Source organism: Chloroflexota bacterium (assembly GCA_009840625.1).
In the GTDB taxonomy this organism is placed as follows: domain Bacteria; phylum Chloroflexota; class UBA11872; order UBA11872; family VXNJ01; genus VXNJ01.
This window is the reverse complement of the sequence record VXNJ01000010.1, coordinates 286,791-303,152: the sequence shown is the minus strand read 5'-3', so window position 1 is coordinate 303,152 and position 16,362 is coordinate 286,791. Positions and strand designations below refer to the sequence as shown.

Below are 16,362 nucleotides of genomic sequence, written 5' to 3'. Positions count from 1 at the left end.
CCTGCCAGTGATTATGGGGCATGGGCGGACAGCGCACCGCCACGAACTTTCCTGATGATGTTCGCCAGCGCATCCAGGAAGCTTCCGATGTCGGCGACCGTGTTTTCGGGACCGGTGGTGATCCGCAGGCTGCCGCGGGCCAGTTCCGGCGGCCGACCCAGCGCCAGCAGCACGTGCGAGGGCTCGGCCGAGGCAACCGTGCAGGCCGAGCCCGAGGACGCGGAGAATCCGGCGCGGTCGAGTTCGAGCAGGATTTTTTCGGCCGACACGCCACTGATGCATATGTTGGTGTTGTTGGCCAGGCGGTGGTCGGGGTCGCCGTTGAAGACCACCCCCTCGATGCGGGCCAATCCTTCCTGGAGGCGCTGGCGCAGTAGGAGTGCGTGGGCCCGGTTGCGTTCCCGGTCTCGGCGGGCCAGCGCCAGACCCTCGGCCAATCCCACCGCCAGAGCCACGTTTTCCGTACCGGCGCGGCGCCGGTTCTCCTGGTCGCCGCCCTGCACCTGTGGAATCACCCTGGTCCCGGGGCGGACGTACAGGGCCCCGACGCCCTTGGGACCGTAGAACTTGTGGGCCGCGATCGACAGCAGGTCGACGCCGAGCTCTTCAACTCCGGCCGGGCAGCTGGCGATCGCCTGGACCGCATCGGTGTGGAATACGGCGCCGGCCTGGTGCGCCAACCGGGCCAGCCGCGGGATGTCCTGGATGACCCCGATTTCATTGTTGGCGTAAATGACCGAAACCAGACCCACCCGGTCGTTCAGCTCGGCGGCCAATCGGTCGGGGTCAACGAGGCCCGATGGTTCAACCGGCATTACGCGCAGTTCGCAGCCGCAGAACCGCTCCAGGTATTCGCCGGCGCCGAGCACGCAGTGGTGCTCGATCGCAGTAGTGAGGACTACCGGTCGCCCGCGCGCCCGGGCGGCCAGCCCGGCACCCTTGACGGCCAGATTGGCTCCTTCCGAACCCGAACCGGTAAAGACAACGTCCGGCGGTTCGCAGTCGAGGGCTTCGGCGACCTGCTGGCGGGCGCCGTCGAGCGCGGCGCGGGCGCGCCTCGATTCGCGGTAAAGGCCCGACGGGTTGTATCCGTCGGCGCCAAAGTAGGGGAGCATTTTTTCCAGCACCGCGTCGCTGACCGGCGTGGTCGAGGCGTGATCGAGATAGATTCGCCGCTCGGCGGCGGACTCGGGCGCGACTGCTCTCGCCCCTGGCTCAGTCAGGGCCCGGGTGCCGAAACCGTGGCCGGACGGACGTTGTACGAGCAGATGTCGTCGTCGAGCGGCAGGCGCTTGGACGACTCGACCGTGGCATCCCCCGCCAGCAGCCGGGCGATCATGTCGCGCTCGCAGGTGCACGGCATGTCGGTCACCTCAACAACCGCCGATACCGGGCAGTTGCGCGCTTCAATCACGAATCCGCCTTCGCCGGGATAGTACCGCGCCATGTAGCCGCGCTCGCTCAGGACCCTGCAGATGACGTCGAGTTTCTGCTCCAGACTGCGCCCCAGCAGTTGGGGACGGATCTCCGATTCAATTTCGACTTCGCGCCGCATGAAGACCGAGTGGACCAGGGCGACCTCGCCCTGGGTCGCGGCCGACTCGATCAGCTCAACCGCCAGATCGCGGTAGTCCTTGGGGAACATCTCGTCGGCCAGGTCGGTGAGCCGATAACTGTGGCGCGGTCGTCCGACGCCGGAGCGGACCGATTCCACTTCGACGTAGCCGTTGGCGAGCAGCCAGTTCAACTGCGGGCGCACCGATTGGACCCGAGCCCCGTAGTGCTCGGCGATTTCAGCCAGTCCCAGCGGCCCGTGGCGGCGCAGGATCTGGACCACGAATTCCCGCGGAGATGCGGTGTCTTTCAATTCCCGCTCCATCCGCTCGCTAACCATCCGATCCCGGTCGAATAATTCTGACCTCAGTTCGCGCCGGCCCGATTAGCGGTAGCTAATCCGCAGCCCGGTCGGGCCCACTTTACTGACCCATTCTGCAAAACCGGACACCTTCTGTTATATTGGACTCTCCGTAAGTGTGACCAAATCAAATTTCAAACGCCTAGTCGAAGTACTCGCCAGCCACAGCAAGAAGATCCGAAAGACCGCCGCGATGCGGCACAGATCGCCTCTCCGCTTAAAGGGAAGCGCGATCGCGCGCTGAAATGACAGCGCCGCAATTCTCATCGCCAGCGAAACCCGCGATGGGCACTGCCAATGATCCGAACTGTGCGGCTGCGCGTATTAAGCAGCGAACCCGAAATTTGACTTCAAACTCCCCATCAAATCGCCAATTTCAAGAGTGAGACTGGAAATGTCAGACCAAAAAACCCTGCAAATAAACGCCGAGTTGGATGAGCAGGAATACACGCGCGCCGGCAGCTACGAGTCGCGCAAGAAGCTGTATCGCCAGCTGCGCGGTCTGCTCGGCGGCAAGGGCGCTGGACCGCTGGCGCGGGCGGCGAGCGGAAACAACGCGGCCGCGATTCGCGATTCGCTGCGCCTTTACCTGAACGCGATCAACACGGTCGACCTGCTCACCGCCCAGCAGGAAGTCGAACTGGCCAAGCGGATCGAAGCCGGCGACGAGGACGCGCGGGCGCACATGATCGAGGCCAACCTGCGTCTCGTGGTCAGCATCGCCAAACGCTACGCCGAAGGCGGGCTCTCGCTCACCGACCTGATCCAGGAAGGCAACATCGGGCTGATGCAGGCGGTCCAGAAGTTCGACTACCGCCGCGGCTACAAGTTTTCGACCTACGCCACCTGGTGGATCCGCCAGGCGATCACGCGCGCGCTTTCTAATGATTCGCGGACGATTCGCCTGCCGGTGCACGTGATCGAAGCGCTGCGCAACATCCGCAAGATCCGGCCCCGGCTGGCCGCCGAATTGGGCCGCGAACCCACCCCGGGCGAGATCGGCGCCGAGCTCAACCTGACCGCCGAGCGCGTCACCCAGATCGTGGAAGCCGGTCGCACAATCGTCTCGCTTGATGCGGCCCTTGGCGACGACGGCGAGGACACCATCCTCGATCAGGTCGCCGACGACCACGCCCCTTCACCTGACGAGGAGTTCATGCGGGCCCAGGGCTATTCGGTCCTGCGCAGCGCGCTGGGCGAACTCGACGAGCGCGAGCGCGACGTGCTGCAATTGCGCTATGGCCTCAACGGCACCAAGACCTCGTCGCTGGACGAGATCGGACGCAAGTGGGGCGTCACCCGCGAGCGCGTGCGCCAGATCCAGCGATCGGCCGAGGAGAAGATCCGCAACAGTTCGGTGGCCGATTACCACGAAGTGATCGCCAGCTAACAGCCCGGCCAAAAAGCCCCCCGGCGCCGGAATCGGACGCGGGAGGGGCAATCTCGCCGACATTCCGGCCCGGATCGCTTCAATTGGCGGGTGCGCGGACGAATGCTGAGCCGGACCCGCCCGCCGGCCGCAGACTCACAAGCGGGGCGATACCCGGTTGTATGGACCGGCCACAAGAATTGCTTGTGAATCCATGAAGGGGGCGGTAATCGGGTCTTGCCTGCCGGGCCGCGGCAATCCGGACCTGAAAGTCTTCTAGGATGCGCTCGGCCTTGACTCATCGAATCGGCACCCCCTCGCGGCTGCATTTCACGCTGATCGACATGAATGGCGAGACGGGCCGGATCGACGGCAGTCTCGGCCTCTCGATCCAACGGCCGGGCGTGACGCTGGAATTTGGCCCGCGCGGGGAGGCGCTGGTGCGCGGCGGCGCCCCGGCCGAGCGCGAGGCGGTTCTGGCGGAATTGGCCGCATGCAGCCAGATCCTCGGCGTGGAACCCGGCATCGAGATCGTGATCCGGCAAATGATCCCTGCGCACCGGGGACTGGGGTCCGGCACCCAATCCAGGCTCGCGGTGCTCAGCGCGTTGAATCACCGTTTCGGGCTGGGGCACTCTCCATCGAGACTCGCAGCCATGTCCGGCCGCGGCGGAACCTCGGGAATCGGAATCAACGCCTTTCGGAGCGGGGGCTTCCTACTCGACGGCGGGCACGCCGTGCGGGTGCAGAAGGAATCGTTCGCGCCTTCTCGATTCGCCGCCAAGGCCGGTCAGCCGCCGCTTCTCCTCCGTACTGACTTCCCGGAAACCTGGGGGGTTGCGCTCTTTGTCCCGAGCCAGCACCACGGTCTGTCGGGTCGGGACGAGCTAGATTTCATGCTTGCGAATACGCCGATACCGCTTGATGAAGTAAGAACAACATCGCACATCATTTTGATGCGCCTCTTGCCTGCGTTGCGGGAGCTCGATCTGTCTACTTTTGGCTCCTGTGTCAACGCGCTCCAGGACGTGGGCTGGAAGCGGCGTCACTGGAACCGGCCCGATATCGACCCGCTGTGCGGCGCCAGGTCCGCGTTCGCGGCGACGACGGAGATCCACGGCTGCGGACTCTCATCGACGGGCACAACTCTATTCGGATTCTTCGACACGAGGAAGTTATCCGACGACGAAGCGACTGCGAAACTGCAAAGCGCGTTGAGCAGGCAGGAGGCCGTTGCCGGAAAGGTCGTATGTACGCGGGCCGACAATTCGGGAGTGCGGCTCACACCGGTAGCGTGATTGGAATACGGGCGCCGAACTTAGTTTTTCGGCCCGGACCGCCGATCATGGCCGGGATCAGATCCGGCGGCCCTCGCGACGGCGCCTTCTCTCGGCGCCGCCCGGACGGTTAACTGGCCGAGGAATTCTGCGACCCAATGGTCGCAGCAACGGGCAGCGTCATACCCCTTCGACGATCACCACGTTGGCGTCGGCCGACTTTACGCGAATCTCCCGGATCGCCAGGTATTCGGGCGAAGTCAACCACGACTTGGCCTGCTCGGCGCTGTCGAACTCCACGATGATGATCCGTTCCGGGTTCCAATCGCCGTCAATCACCTCGGTGTCGCCGCCACGAACGAGATACCGGCCGCCGCTGGCCTCGATAGTGGCGCCGACCTGTCTGCGGAACTCTTCGAACAGCGTCGCGTCGAATATCTCGTTGTGCACGATCACGTATGCGGCCATTTGGGCCTCTCTATTCCACGTCTGGCAAGGACCGGCCCTGCCGGGCGCAACTTGTTTGCATACAGCTTATTGACGCGAGCCTTCGACGCGCACCGTAACCACATCGATGCCGTGATATTTGCGGTGATGCACGGAAGATGCATAGTGCCGAAGCAGCCGGAATGAAATCTCGGCTTCATCGGGGATTTCGGGTTGATCGCTCAAGAAGGCTATGCGGTCCTCCACGTTCTCCTCGTCGAAGACCGCCAGGAATTCCAACTCGACGCCGTCGCCGGGCCTGGCTACCACGATCAGGCGCGAATTGCCGTCGGCCCCGTATTCATCGTCCGCCTGGAGCAGGCTCGCCAGCGTTTCCTCGCCGGCGGCGCGCAGGCGTTGTGTCGAGGGCTCGTTCCACCCGATCGCGGACGCCAATTCGCCCAGAAAAGCATCGATCCGGGGTAGCGCCTCAGGGCTCAGAGGAGCCTCCAGCCGGCGCCTCCGCCGGCCGGTGAATTCGAGGAACAGGGTCAAAAGCACTGCGGCCGCGATGCCGCCCGTTATCCCGTTTCCGAGCGAAGCCCCCCATGGCACGCCCAGCAGTTCGGCGATCTGGTTCTGACTCTCCAGGCCGACGCCAATCGCGAGTGAAACGGCCACCACCAGAGCCTTGCGGTAGTCAAGGCCGTCGCCGATGACCGTGCGCATGCCCTCCACGAATAGCAGGCCCATGATCATCAGCACGAAGGCCCCCATGACGGAACTTGGCACCGTCAGCAGGACGGCGGTGAGCTTGGGGATGAAGGCCAGTCCGATCAGGATCGCGCCCATCGCGTACCCGACGCTGCGGGCCGCCACCCCGGTGAAGGTTATGAGCGAGACCGTCGAGGGCGAAAAGATGACGGTCGGCAATGTCCCAGCAATGCCCGAAAGCAGGGTGCCCAAACCATTCGTGGACACCGCGGCCTGGACCAGTCGGTAGTCGGTCGCCGGGGGGCGGCGTCGCGAAACCTGCTGGATTACCACCCCGTCACCGCTGAATTTGACCGCCGATACCAAGCTAACGATCAGGAACGCCGGCAAGAAAGTCCAGAATTCCACCCCGGGAGTCAGGTCGAGACCGGGCCAGGCGGCAAGGCCCGGAAAGTCGATCCAGCTGGCGGCGGCGAGGGGTTGCGGGTCGTAGAGGCCAAGTGCGGCAGCGATCAGGCATCCGGTCGCGATGCCGATCAGCGGCGCCCAAAACCGCCAGACCCCGGTTGCCCGCATGGCCAGCATCACCGAAACCGCCAAGGTGACCGTGGCGACCACGATTCCCGCACCGGGAGCCGACCCTTCCGGTACCGCGGTCAGGCGCTCGAATCCGATCGACATCACCATCACCGCAATCAACATCAGGGCGATCCCGCTGACGACCGGCGTGATGATTCGACGCAACAGCGGGAGCCAGGCGGCCAGCGCAAACTGCACGATCGAAGCCGCGACGAAGAGGCTCGCCAGTGTGGCGAGTCCGGCTTCCGACACTGTGAGAACCGCGATCGAGAGGGCGATGAAATGCGGTCCGGCGCCGCTCATCAACAGATGTCCGGCCCCCAGCCGTTTCGCTTTAGCGGCCTGCAGGGCAGTTATCACACCGGCAATGATCAGCGCCGAAAAAACGGCCCACGCGAGATAGTCTTCGCCTTCCCCGGCCGCCCGGGCGGTGATGGTCACAAAGACCACCACGTTCGCCAGGGTGAGCATTACCCCCTGGGTCGCGACGCCGATCGCGATGAGCGGAGGGCACCGATCGTCAGGCCCGAACCTGATGTACTCGTTGACCCGCGCCATTTTCGGCCGTGCATTTCTCGCGCACAAATCTTCGCGCATATGGTATCCGCGGCCCTCGGGCTGCCGGCGGCGGGGAGGCGGACGGCGTCGCCCGGGACAGCTAGCGTGCGGATCGCCGCGGTGGCCACGCGCGGCTCAATCGGCTCAACCGGCTTGGCCCCGGGACCGATCGAGTTTGGGCGGAATCACGATTTGTCGACCGGGATGCTGGCCGCGACGGACGGGGCGGATCCGATGGATCCCGGCGGCAATCCGGATCTCGCTCTATAAAGGTGAAACCAGCCCCGACTGGGCTTGCTGCGGCGCGGGCTCCTAGCCGATCGCCAGCATGCGTTCGATCGACCCGAGCGCGCGCCGGCGGATGTCCTCCTCGACCTCGATTTGCTGGACGTTGTCGCGCAGCGCTTCGAGCACGTTCTCCAACGTGATCTCATTCATGTGCGGACACCGAACCGAGCACAGCCGCAACATCTCCTTGTCGCGCGCCTCGGCGGCAATGTTGTCTCCCATCGCGCATTCGGTAAGGAGCAGATAGCGGCCGGCCTTGGCATCGTTCACAAACGCGATCATGGCACCGGTCGAACCGGAAAAATCGGCCGCGTCGACCACTTCGGGGCTGCATTCCGGATGGGCCAGCACCACCACGTCGGGGAACTGGCGCCGCACGTTGGCAACGTCCTCCGGCGTGAATTGCTCGTGCACCTCGCACCGCCCCTGCCAGCCGATCAGGGTGTGCTCGAGGCCGATCTCGGCGTCCCGGCGCGCGTGCTCGGCGCTGACCGGGCGGTTGCCGGGCAGGATGATCCGCCGGCCCGAATCACGCGCCACGTTGCGGGCAAGGTACTCATCGGGCAGGAATATCACGGTGTCGGAATCGAGCGAATCGACCACCGCCTGGGCATTCGAGGACGTGCAGCAGACGTCGACTTCGGCTTTCACGTCGGCGTAAGTGTTCACGTAGGCGACGATCGGCACACCCGGGTACCGCTCCCTGAGCGCGCGTACGTCGGCGGCGCTGATTGAAGAGGCCAGCGAACAACCGGCGACCTTGGCCGGCAGCAGCACGGTGCGTTGGGGGTTGAGGATCTTGGCCGTCTCGGCCATGAACCGTACGCCGCAGAAGACGATCGGGTCGGCATCGGTACGGGCGGCGATGCGCGAGAGCTCAAGCGAGTCGCCATGGAAGTCGCAGACGGTGTGGTAAAGGGCCGGCTCCATGTAGTTGTGGCCCAGGATCACCGCGCCGCGTTCGCGCTTGAGTTGATTTACGGCAAACGCGATTTCGGCCTTGTATTCGATCTCGAAATCGGGGACGATGCCGGCCAACTTCTCCTGCATCATGGCGCGGGTCGATTGCACCGTGTTGGCGCCCACCACCATATATCGCCTCCCGGTCCCTCAGCCTGTCAATTGCCGGGTGCCCCAAGGGCACGGTCTTGTTGGCCGCAATTGTAGTAAGCGGACAGATTCGCACTGCCCGTCGCCGGGTTTCAGGTGTAAATTGCAAGGCGGCCCGGGTTCGAATGGCATTCGGCATGCGGAGGGAGTTGCAGGTGCCCGACCAGACGTTCGGCGCAATCCTCTATTTCCTGGTAATCCCGCTGAATTTCGTCCTAGTGGTGATTGCCCTGCTGGATGTGACCAGGCGGCCGGCCTGGCAGATTCCGCTTTGGTGGCGCGCGGTCTGGGGTCTGCTGATCCTGGTGGTCTGGGTCGTGGGGCCGGCCGCGTACCTAATCTGGCGAACCCGCCTCCCGCCTGCCAACCAGGGCGCCCGGGTTCGGCGCAGGCGCGGACGCGGCGGCGGGAAACGGCGGCGGCGCTAGACAGCGGCGGGAAACCGGGGCCGGGATTGACCACCCCGGCCTAATTTGCTAGATTTGGCGGCGCTCAATGCCCCGCAGCGCCTATTCCCCGAAACAGTCATGTTTGCCGTAGTCAACGCCTCTTCGCGCCAAAACCTGGTCCGCATCGGCGACTCCTTTGTCGTCGATCGCGTCTCCGCCGACCCCGACAGCGAGCTCGTCCTTTCTGACGTGCTGCTCATCGCCGACGACAAGGGCGTGAAAGTCGGGTCTCCGGTAGTGAAGGGGGCCGAAGTCCGCTGCAAGGTCGTTCGACATACCCGTGGCCCCAAGATCCGGGTCCAGCGCTACAAGGCCAAGAAACACTACGAGCGCCGGGCCGGGCATCGTCAGGACCAGACCGTCCTGCAGGTGACTGGAATCAAGATTGGCCGCTCACGCCGAGTCGCCTACGACGACGAATAAACCGCTCCAGACCTAGGACCTGATCCAAATGGCCAAGAAGAAATCGGGTGGAACTTCGCGCAACGGCCGCGATTCGAACCCGAAAATGCTCGGCGTGAAGCGCTACGACGGCGAGCTGGTCAAGATCGGACACATAATCTGCCGGCAGCGCGGCACCCGCATCCATCCCGGTCGCAACGTCGGAATGGGGCGCGACCACACGCTTTTTGCGCTCCAACCGGGCCATGTAAAGTTCGAAAAGCGCCACGATCGGCGACGCTACGTAAACGTAGTCGCAGCCGAATAAAACCCGTCCCCCCGGGGCGCTACAAGGGGCGATAGCTCAGCCGGAAGAGCGCTACACTCGCATTGTAGAGGTCGAGGGTTCGAATCCCTTTCGCTCCACCAAGCAATCGATAGGCAGCAACGCGCAAGTACCTGTAGTACTCAGACGCAGGCATGTGCCAGGCCACTGGGTGCCGAACGAAAGACCCATACGCAGATGTCCGTAGACGACCGGATTGCTGCGAATATCGAGTTGCTCATTCGCCGGCCTGTGGCGCAAGTGTTTGACGCCTTCGTGAATCCAGATGTGATTACGAAGTTCTGGTTTAACCGCACCTCTGGACCGTTGGTAGCTGATGGCTCAGTGAACTGGTATTGGGATCTGTACGGGGCTTCGACGACAGTTCGCGTGCTGGCATTGGAGCAAGACAAGCGGATTCATATTGAATGGGATGTCGGTTCGGAAAATCCGTCGCGGGTTGAGTGGACTTTCGAAGATCGTGGGGCCGACGGGACGTATGTCAGTGTCGTAAATAGCGGCTTCGATGGTGACGCCGATGACCTAATCGGCCGAGTTGTAGATGCGACTGGCGGCTTCGCTCTCGTTCTCGCGGCAGCCAAGGCGTACCTTGAGCACGGTGTAGCCCTGAACATCGTCGCCGATCGATTTTGAGCAACCGGTAGACCGTCTGCTCGGGGTACGCGCCCGGTCGATTCAGGAGTCTTCCTCCAGCCGCTTGCCCATGCTCACGACGTCATCGGACGAATAACCGATGCGTTCGTAGAAAGCAACGGCGGCGGCGTTCGATTTCCTTACCTGCAGATTGATTTTGGGGCAGCCGGCCTCAATCAAACGTGCTTCGGCCTCCTCCATCAAACGGCGGCCCAGACCCTGTTTTCGGAACTCAGACTTGACCGCCAGGTAATTGATCCAGCCCCGGTGGCCCTCGTAACCGGCCATCACGGTCGCAACCAGTCTGGAACCTAGCAATCCGACCAGGAACATGTCCGGCTGAACCTGCAGCTTGCGCCGGATATCCGATTCCGGGTCGTTCCAGGCCACAACCAACCCGCACTCGCGCCAGAGTTCCACCACGGCCCGCTGGTCGGATTCCCGGTAAGGCCGGATGGCCAGTCGCTTTTTGCTTTCTTGCGTCAAGTGTTCTCTCCCTGGCCGCACTGACGCGGTAACCGGCCGGCCGCTTTCCGGATAGAACGCTAAATCCGCAACCAACCGGACGTTTCTAGCAGGTCTGCTCTCGGCCCCGGCCGCACCCCCTCCCCAGGGGCGGCGGCGGCGGCCAGGGATCCGGCCCGCTGCGAACGCGAGCTCCGGTCCCGTCTGCGATGGATTATTTCCCGGCAGGTGCGACACCGGTCTTTTGGGACCGAACTACACGCTCCAACAACTGTGAATTCCTTCACGGAATTCCCCCGCGGCACACTACACTCCGCGAAAAGGAGCGATGCGACATCAATCGCGTTCAGGGATTTGGCGGATTCTTTTTCCGGGCCAGGGACCCCGACAAGCTTGCCAAGTGGTATCGGGATCACCTTGGCATCGACCCCGCCCCGCAGGACATGGAGATGCAGCCCTGGGTCACCGATTCCGGGGTCACGGTCTTCGCGCCATTTGCCGCGGACACGGACTACTTCGCAGCCGACAAGGCTTTCATGCTCAATTTCCGGGTGGTCGATTTGGCGGCGATGATAGGCCAACTCAAATCGGCGGGAATCGATGTCAGCCACGAAAGCGAAATGGCCGGCATCGGACGCTTCGCCCGGATCCACGACCCCGAGGGGAATCCGATCGAGCTTTGGGAACCCGAGTCATAAGAAGACTGCCAGGCGGATGCGTCACGATGGCCCAAACGGCGGCAACGCCATGAAACTCTCCGCCAGGCCGGTTGCCGGCCGGAAGCATCGGGCGGGCCGGCGGGGATCCCGCGTGTCGAAGTCAACCTGCCGCGCCCGCGGCCGCTTACCCGGCCGCGGCAGCATTCGACAACCCATCCGAACGCGCATTGGTCCGCCGCCGGGATTGGTCCGGAGGCCATCGGGACCCCGGCCGGTCCGGTCATTGAGGGGCGGGCTGATAGTCCGTCATTGGGGCGTGTCATTCGACCTGCCCGGGTCGCGAGCGACGCCTGGACGGAAGCGATGAGCCACGTCTTTGAAGCAGATCGGGTCGAATTCAGCTATGGCGCGTTGAGCGTACTGCGCGGCCTCTCCCTGGGTGTGGACAAATCCGAGATATTCGGAATCCTGGGGGCCAACGGCGCCGGCAAGACCACTCTGCTACGAATGCCGGTCGGGCTGCTCAAGCCTGCTTCGGGCTCTATCCGGGTGTTCGGCGAGGCACCGTCGGCGCGCAACAACGCCCGGATCGGCTACATGCCGCAGCAGAGCGCCCTGTACCAGGAGTTGACCGCCCGTCAAAATGTTGACTTCTTCGCCCGGATGTACGGGCTTGCCCGCGCTGCCGGGCGCCGCGCAGCCGTCGACCGGGCACTCGATTGGGTGGAGCTGAGCCAGCGCCAGGACGACCCGCTTACCCGCCTCAGCGGGGGCATGCGCCAGCGCGTGAGTCTGGCGGTCGCGCTGGTGCACGAGCCGGAACTGCTGATCCTGGACGAACCGACCGTCGGGTTGGACCCTGAGCTGCGGGCCACGTTCTGGGCCAATTTTTGCGAGATGGCCTCTTCAGGAACCACGTTGATCATTTCAAGCCACACGATGGATGACGCGGCCCACTGCCATCGGCTTGCCTTTATCCAGGATGGCAAGACAGTGGCGCTGGGGGCCCCGGAAGAATTGCGGGCCGCCGCCGGCGGCGACGATCCCAGCCTGGAGGACGCTTTCCTGCACTTTGTCCGGCAGGGCGGTCGAACATGACCGTCGACCGCACCCTGGCGATTTCCACCCGGATCATCCACCAGATCACCCGCGACCACCGCTCCCTGGCGCTGATCATCGTCGCGCCGGTGGTGGTGATGTCGCTGGTCGGGTTCTCATTCGCCGATCGCCGCGAGATTCTCGACCTGGTCGCTCCGGGACTCATCGGCACGTTCGTGCTCTTTTTCGTGTTCCTCCTGACCGGGGTGAGTTTCTTGCGGGAACGGGCTCAGGGGACGATCGAAAGGCTCCTGACCACCCCGGTCGGGCGGGCCGACATACTGGTCGGCTACCTGCTCGGATTCCTGCTTTTTGCCGCAATCCAGGCGGTCGTCATCCTGCTCTTCACGATATTTGCCCTGCAGATCCAATACCAGGGCTCGTTGTGGCAGATATTCGTGCTCCTGGCGTTGGTCACCCTGGTGGCGGTGAACCTCGGCATCTTCATCTCGACGTTCGCCCGCAACGAATTCCAGGTTGTCCAATTCATCCCGGTCATCCTGATGCCGCAGATTTTTCTCTCCGGCGCGGTGCTGCCGTTCGAGCAACTCCCCTGGTATTTCCAGGCGGTGGGCCGATTCCTGCCGCTCACCTACGCGGTGGAGGGACTGAGGGGGCTGATGTCGGAAGGCGAAAGCCTTGCCGGGATCGGCTGGGAATTGACCGTGCTTGGGGGATTTGCCCTATTGCTGCTGGTGCTGGCCGCGCTGACCGTGCGGCGCTCGTGAAGCTGTCGCCTACTGGGGGCAAACTTGGCGCCGTGATCGGCGGAACCGGTCCGGGTGGGTGCGCTGCCGGCCAAATTTGAGCCTGCCGCACATTCAGCAGGCGGGCAGCAGCGATGGGTCCTCGAAAACCCCGTTGGCGAACTGGATTTCCCGGACGTAGCAGATCACTTGCTCGATCTGGACCGGGGAAATGCCGGCGACGGGAGGCATGTCGCCGAAATTCCAGTGGTGTTGTCGAACTCCGGCAGCGGCCGCGACGCGAATGCTCCCATCTGAATGGTGATTGGGGTGGTAGAGCTGATGGATGAGGGTTGGTCCGGCGTAGGTTCCGGCGGCTCCGGCCCCGTGGCACGCTGCGCAATTCCCGGCGAACACCGCCTCGCCGGCCTTGGCCCCCGGGGAAAGTTCGATGTCCGTTACCACGGTCAGGTCGACGGCGGCCCCGCCATATTCGCTCGGATCGGCGGCCTGCTGGCCGCACGCAATCAGAATCCCGGCGATCGCAAAGACAATTGCGCCCAGAATCGACAGCCGGCCGATGCGCCTACCGTGTCTGATTCGGTTCATCGCGTCAATTCCGTGAACCCTAGCCCTGTCCAAGGCTCAGATGCGGTCGATTAACCGATCTCAAGCGGCAACGAAGGATCCTTGGTGTATTCCGACATTGACCCGTCGTACACCGCAACATTCTCGTACCCGAGAAGGGTCAGGACGAGAGCGTCGTTGGAAGCCGCAATTCCGCCGCCGCAGTAGAGCAGCACCCGTTCGTCGCGTTCGGCGCCGGCCTCGGCAAACATCGACGCCAGCTCCGCGGGCGGGCGAAACAGCGCGGTCTCGCGATCGATAAGCGCAATTGACGGCACGTTGGTCGACCCCGGAATGTGCCCGGCGCGCCCGTAGCGGCGGCCCTGGTCGGCGCCGCTGTGCTGCTCGGGTGCCAGCGCGTTGATCAGGCAGCCGCCATCGGCGGCCAGATACTCCTTGATTTCCTCGAGGTCGGCGAACCGGCCCGGATCGGGGGTCGGATTGAAGGTCGTCGGGGGGTAATTCGCCGCGTCGGTCGACACCGGCCGTCCCTCGGCCTCCCAACGCACCCAACCCCCGTCCAGGACCGCGGCGTCCGCACAACCCATGGATCGGAACATCCACCACAGGCGGGCCGCCCACTGCGTGCCGACCCGGTCGTAGAGGATCAGCTTCGATTGCTCCGAGATCCCGTGTCGGGCGGCGGCGGCGGCGAATTCGGCGGCCGGCGGCATCATGAAGCGCAGCTCTTGCGAGTTGTCCGAGAAGTCCTCCTGCAGGTCGAGGAATCCCGCCCCGGGAATGTGCCCGGCATCATACGCCGCCCGCCCGGACTCGATCAGGTACCCGCCGCCGTCACGAAATCCCAGGAAGACGGTCGACTCAAAGACGCGGACGTCTTCGTCATGCAGGTGCTCGCCCAACCAGTTGGTCGAGACCAGGTATTGGGGATTTTCGAATTCCATGCTTATCTCCTGCCGAGAGGTCGCAGCCCCGTTAACGGCTCGTGCTTCCGGTTCGGTGCCGATACGCGACTACGGGCTGGGGTCATCCACCTGTACGGTGATTACATCCTTGTCGTGGTACTGCTGGTGCTGTACCGATGTGGCATAGCGCCGCAGCAGGCGCAATGAGATTTCATTGTCCAGCGGCGTCTCTTCGTCGTGCAACTGCAGTTGGCTGATCTGATCTTCCAGGTTTTCCTCGTTGCCTCCCCCTATGAACTCCAGGTCGGCGATGCTGCCCTCGCTGTTGGCCAGCACCACCAGGCGCCTGATTTCCTCATCCGCCGGTTCGGGATCAAGTGACAGTTCCGCTTCAAGGTCCAGCGGCGCCAGGGTGAGCAGGGTCTCCTCGGCCACCGCCAGCAAACGCTCCCGCATCGGATCACCCCATTTGCGGCGGCGCACGAACTCCTCGATGAACTCGTTCAGTTCGGGCAGCGAATCTATGTGCAGCCGCGATTCGAATCGCATCCGGCGCTGGCTGGTAAGTTCCAGGAATATGACCGCCGCCATCGCGGTGAGGCCGCCGGTCGTAACCCCGCTTTTGAGCACCGTCCCCAGGACTGAACCGAGGTTGGGCAAGTTGAACAGCCCGAACTGGAAGGCGGCGCCGATCCAGAACGAAACCCCCGCTACCAGCAGCTTTTGACGGTCCCGCTCGGTCTGGATCACGGTGCGGGCGCCGTCGACGAACAGCAGCCCGGTGATCATCACCAGGTAGCCGGTCATTACCGGTCCCGGAATGGAGCTCAGGAATCCGGAGACCTTGGGCAGGAACGCGACCGCGATCAGGATCAAGCCCATCACGTATCCAACCCGCCTGGCGGCGACGCCGGTTATCTGGGTGAATCCAATAATCCCGGGGTTGACGATGTTGGGGACCGCTCCGGCCAGGCCGGCGGCGAAGTTGCTGGCGCCGGCGCCGGCCAATGCCCCCTGGACGGCGCGGAAATCCACCGCCTGCGATTTGCGCCAGGCGACCCGCTGCTGGGCGATTGCCGCCCCGTTGACCTGGATCGAGATGATCACTCCCAGAAATAGGAACGCCGGCAGCAGGGTCCAGAAGGGGACCCCGAATGAAAAGGTAAGGCCCGGCCAGGATCCGGGGATGCCGACCCACGGGGCCGCGAGCACCCTATCTGGGTCGTAGATCCCAAAGCCGGCCGCCACCAGACAGCCGATGACGATACCGATCACCGGCGCCCAGAGCCGCAGCACGGCGTTGCCGCGCATGGTCAGCGCGCCGACGAAGATCAGGGTCACGAGCGCCGTCACCGGGGCCGCCACCGGTTCTTCGGCCGAGGCCTCGTCGAGCAGACCGAAGACGACGTAGGCCAGGGTGATCGAGAGGATCATCATGATCGTGCCGCCCACCGTCGGGGTCACTATCCGGCGCAGGATGAACAGCCAGCGCGAAATCACGACCTGCAGCGCGGCCGAGACCAGCATGAGCGTGGTCAGCGTGCCCGGTCCGCCGTCGACCACCGCGGTGATGCAGAACGGGATCGAAAACGCGGCCGTGAACATCGGCAGGACCGCGCCGGCGCCCACGATCCCCAGCCGCCGCACCTGCAGCATGGTCGAGAGGCCGACGACGACCAGGGACGCGAAAACCATCCAGTCCAGGTAGGCGTCGCCGCGGCCCGAGGCCTGGGCGACGATGACCGGCGTCACCAGGAGCGTGGCGGAGGCTATGAGGCTGAATTGCAGACCCAGGCCGACGCTGGCCAGCAGCGGCGGGTTCTCATCGGCCTCGTAGCGGGGATGCCTGGATTCAGAGGTGGCCGTCGGCATCCCTCCAGCGGTCGGCCCGCCCCTGCCGGGCGCGGCAGCTAGCG

Annotated in this window: 18 protein-coding genes and 1 tRNA gene; 10 read left to right on the top strand and 9 right to left on the bottom strand. The window is 64.1% G+C overall.

The genetic code is table 11. From position 1 onward, the window contains the following. Nucleotides 1-11: 11 nt before the first annotated feature. Nucleotides 12-1,223 (bottom strand): cysteine desulfurase, encoded by a 1,212-nt coding sequence (locus F4X41_07835; protein ID MYB16925.1) that lies wholly within the window; start codon nt 1,221-1,223, stop codon nt 12-14. Continuing rightward, nucleotides 1,220-1,867, bottom strand: a complete 648-nt coding sequence (locus F4X41_07830) for a hypothetical protein (protein ID MYB16924.1) — start codon at nt 1,865-1,867, stop codon at nt 1,220-1,222. The genes F4X41_07835 and F4X41_07830 overlap by 4 nt, the downstream gene beginning before the upstream one ends. Before the next feature lie 442 nt (nt 1,868-2,309). On the opposite strand from F4X41_07830, the gene F4X41_07825 reads away from it, so the two are divergent. Both F4X41_07825 and F4X41_07820 read left to right on the top strand, forming a co-directional pair. After that, nucleotides 2,310-3,305 (top strand): sigma-70 family RNA polymerase sigma factor, encoded by a 996-nt coding sequence (locus tag F4X41_07825; protein ID MYB16923.1) that lies wholly within the window; start codon nt 2,310-2,312, stop codon nt 3,303-3,305. Between the two features lie 260 nt (nt 3,306-3,565). Next, nucleotides 3,566-4,582, top strand: a complete 1,017-nt coding sequence (locus F4X41_07820) for a beta-ribofuranosylaminobenzene 5'-phosphate synthase (GenBank protein MYB16922.1) — start codon at nt 3,566-3,568, stop codon at nt 4,580-4,582. Between the two features lie 159 nt (nt 4,583-4,741). Here F4X41_07820 and F4X41_07815 read toward each other — a convergent pair whose 3' ends face one another. The 3 genes from F4X41_07815 to nadA all read right to left on the bottom strand — a co-directional run bounded on the left by F4X41_07815 (nt 4,742) and on the right by nadA (nt 8,218). Then, nucleotides 4,742-5,029, bottom strand: a complete 288-nt coding sequence (locus F4X41_07815) for a DUF1330 domain-containing protein (GenBank protein MYB16921.1) — start codon at nt 5,027-5,029, stop codon at nt 4,742-4,744. Nucleotides 5,030-5,095: 66 nt separating this feature from the next. Next, complete coding sequence (locus F4X41_07810) at nt 5,096-6,877, bottom strand: hypothetical protein (GenBank protein MYB16920.1); 1,782 nt, start codon at nt 6,875-6,877, stop codon at nt 5,096-5,098. A gap of 273 nt (nt 6,878-7,150) precedes the next feature. Further along, on the bottom strand, nt 7,151-8,218 hold the full coding sequence (gene nadA, locus F4X41_07805) for a quinolinate synthase NadA (GenBank protein MYB16919.1): 1,068 nt from the start codon (nt 8,216-8,218) through the stop codon (nt 7,151-7,153). 155 nt (nt 8,219-8,373) lie between these two features. Between nadA and F4X41_07800 the strand changes: the two genes are divergently transcribed. The 5 genes from F4X41_07800 to F4X41_07780 all read left to right on the top strand — a co-directional run bounded on the left by F4X41_07800 (nt 8,374) and on the right by F4X41_07780 (nt 10,045). Beyond that, nucleotides 8,374-8,664 carry a hypothetical protein gene (locus tag F4X41_07800; protein MYB16918.1) on the top strand — a complete coding sequence of 97 codons (291 nt, stop codon included), beginning with the start codon at nt 8,374-8,376 and terminating at the stop codon, nt 8,662-8,664. A gap of 99 nt (nt 8,665-8,763) precedes the next feature. After that, nucleotides 8,764-9,108, top strand: coding sequence for a 50S ribosomal protein L21 (gene rplU / locus F4X41_07795; GenBank protein MYB16917.1), 345 nt, complete (start codon nt 8,764-8,766; stop codon nt 9,106-9,108). A 28-nt stretch (nt 9,109-9,136) separates the two neighbouring features. Next, the gene (locus F4X41_07790) at nt 9,137-9,394 is read left to right on the top strand and encodes a 50S ribosomal protein L27 (protein MYB16916.1); all 258 of its coding nucleotides are present in this window, start codon (nt 9,137-9,139) and stop codon (nt 9,392-9,394) included. A gap of 25 nt (nt 9,395-9,419) precedes the next feature. Beyond that, nucleotides 9,420-9,495: transfer RNA gene (locus F4X41_07785), tRNA-Ala, on the top strand. A 94-nt stretch (nt 9,496-9,589) separates the two neighbouring features. After that, nucleotides 9,590-10,045, top strand: coding sequence for a polyketide cyclase (locus F4X41_07780; protein MYB16915.1), 456 nt, complete (start codon nt 9,590-9,592; stop codon nt 10,043-10,045). A 42-nt stretch (nt 10,046-10,087) separates the two neighbouring features. On the opposite strand, the gene F4X41_07775 is transcribed toward F4X41_07780, so the two are convergent. Next, complete coding sequence (locus tag F4X41_07775; GenBank protein MYB16914.1) at nt 10,088-10,507, bottom strand: GNAT family acetyltransferase; 420 nt, start codon at nt 10,505-10,507, stop codon at nt 10,088-10,090. A gap of 338 nt (nt 10,508-10,845) precedes the next feature. On the opposite strand from F4X41_07775, the gene F4X41_07770 reads away from it, so the two are divergent. The 3 genes from F4X41_07770 to F4X41_07760 all read left to right on the top strand — a co-directional run bounded on the left by F4X41_07770 (nt 10,846) and on the right by F4X41_07760 (nt 12,995). Next, nucleotides 10,846-11,208: a VOC family protein gene (locus tag F4X41_07770; GenBank protein MYB16913.1), complete on the top strand. Its 363-nt coding sequence runs from the start codon at nt 10,846-10,848 to the stop codon at nt 11,206-11,208. Nucleotides 11,209-11,532: 324 nt separating this feature from the next. Then, a complete protein-coding gene (locus tag F4X41_07765; protein ID MYB16912.1) occupies nt 11,533-12,267 on the top strand; it encodes an ABC transporter ATP-binding protein in 735 nt (244 codons plus the stop codon). Continuing rightward, complete coding sequence (locus F4X41_07760) at nt 12,264-12,995, top strand: ABC transporter permease (protein ID MYB16911.1); 732 nt, start codon at nt 12,264-12,266, stop codon at nt 12,993-12,995. Before F4X41_07765 ends, F4X41_07760 begins: the two co-directional genes overlap by 4 nt. A 93-nt stretch (nt 12,996-13,088) precedes the next feature. Here the strand turns inward: F4X41_07760 and F4X41_07755 are convergent, their stop codons facing one another. The 3 genes from F4X41_07755 to F4X41_07745 all read right to left on the bottom strand — a co-directional run bounded on the left by F4X41_07755 (nt 13,089) and on the right by F4X41_07745 (nt 16,318). Continuing rightward, nucleotides 13,089-13,562 (bottom strand): c-type cytochrome, encoded by a 474-nt coding sequence (locus F4X41_07755; protein ID MYB16910.1) that lies wholly within the window; start codon nt 13,560-13,562, stop codon nt 13,089-13,091. Nucleotides 13,563-13,612: 50 nt separating this feature from the next. Next, complete coding sequence (locus tag F4X41_07750; GenBank protein MYB16909.1) at nt 13,613-14,485, bottom strand: sulfurtransferase; 873 nt, start codon at nt 14,483-14,485, stop codon at nt 13,613-13,615. Between the two features lie 69 nt (nt 14,486-14,554). Then, nucleotides 14,555-16,318: a hypothetical protein gene (locus tag F4X41_07745; GenBank protein MYB16908.1), complete on the bottom strand. Its 1,764-nt coding sequence runs from the start codon at nt 16,316-16,318 to the stop codon at nt 14,555-14,557. Nucleotides 16,319-16,362 lie beyond the last annotated feature (44 nt).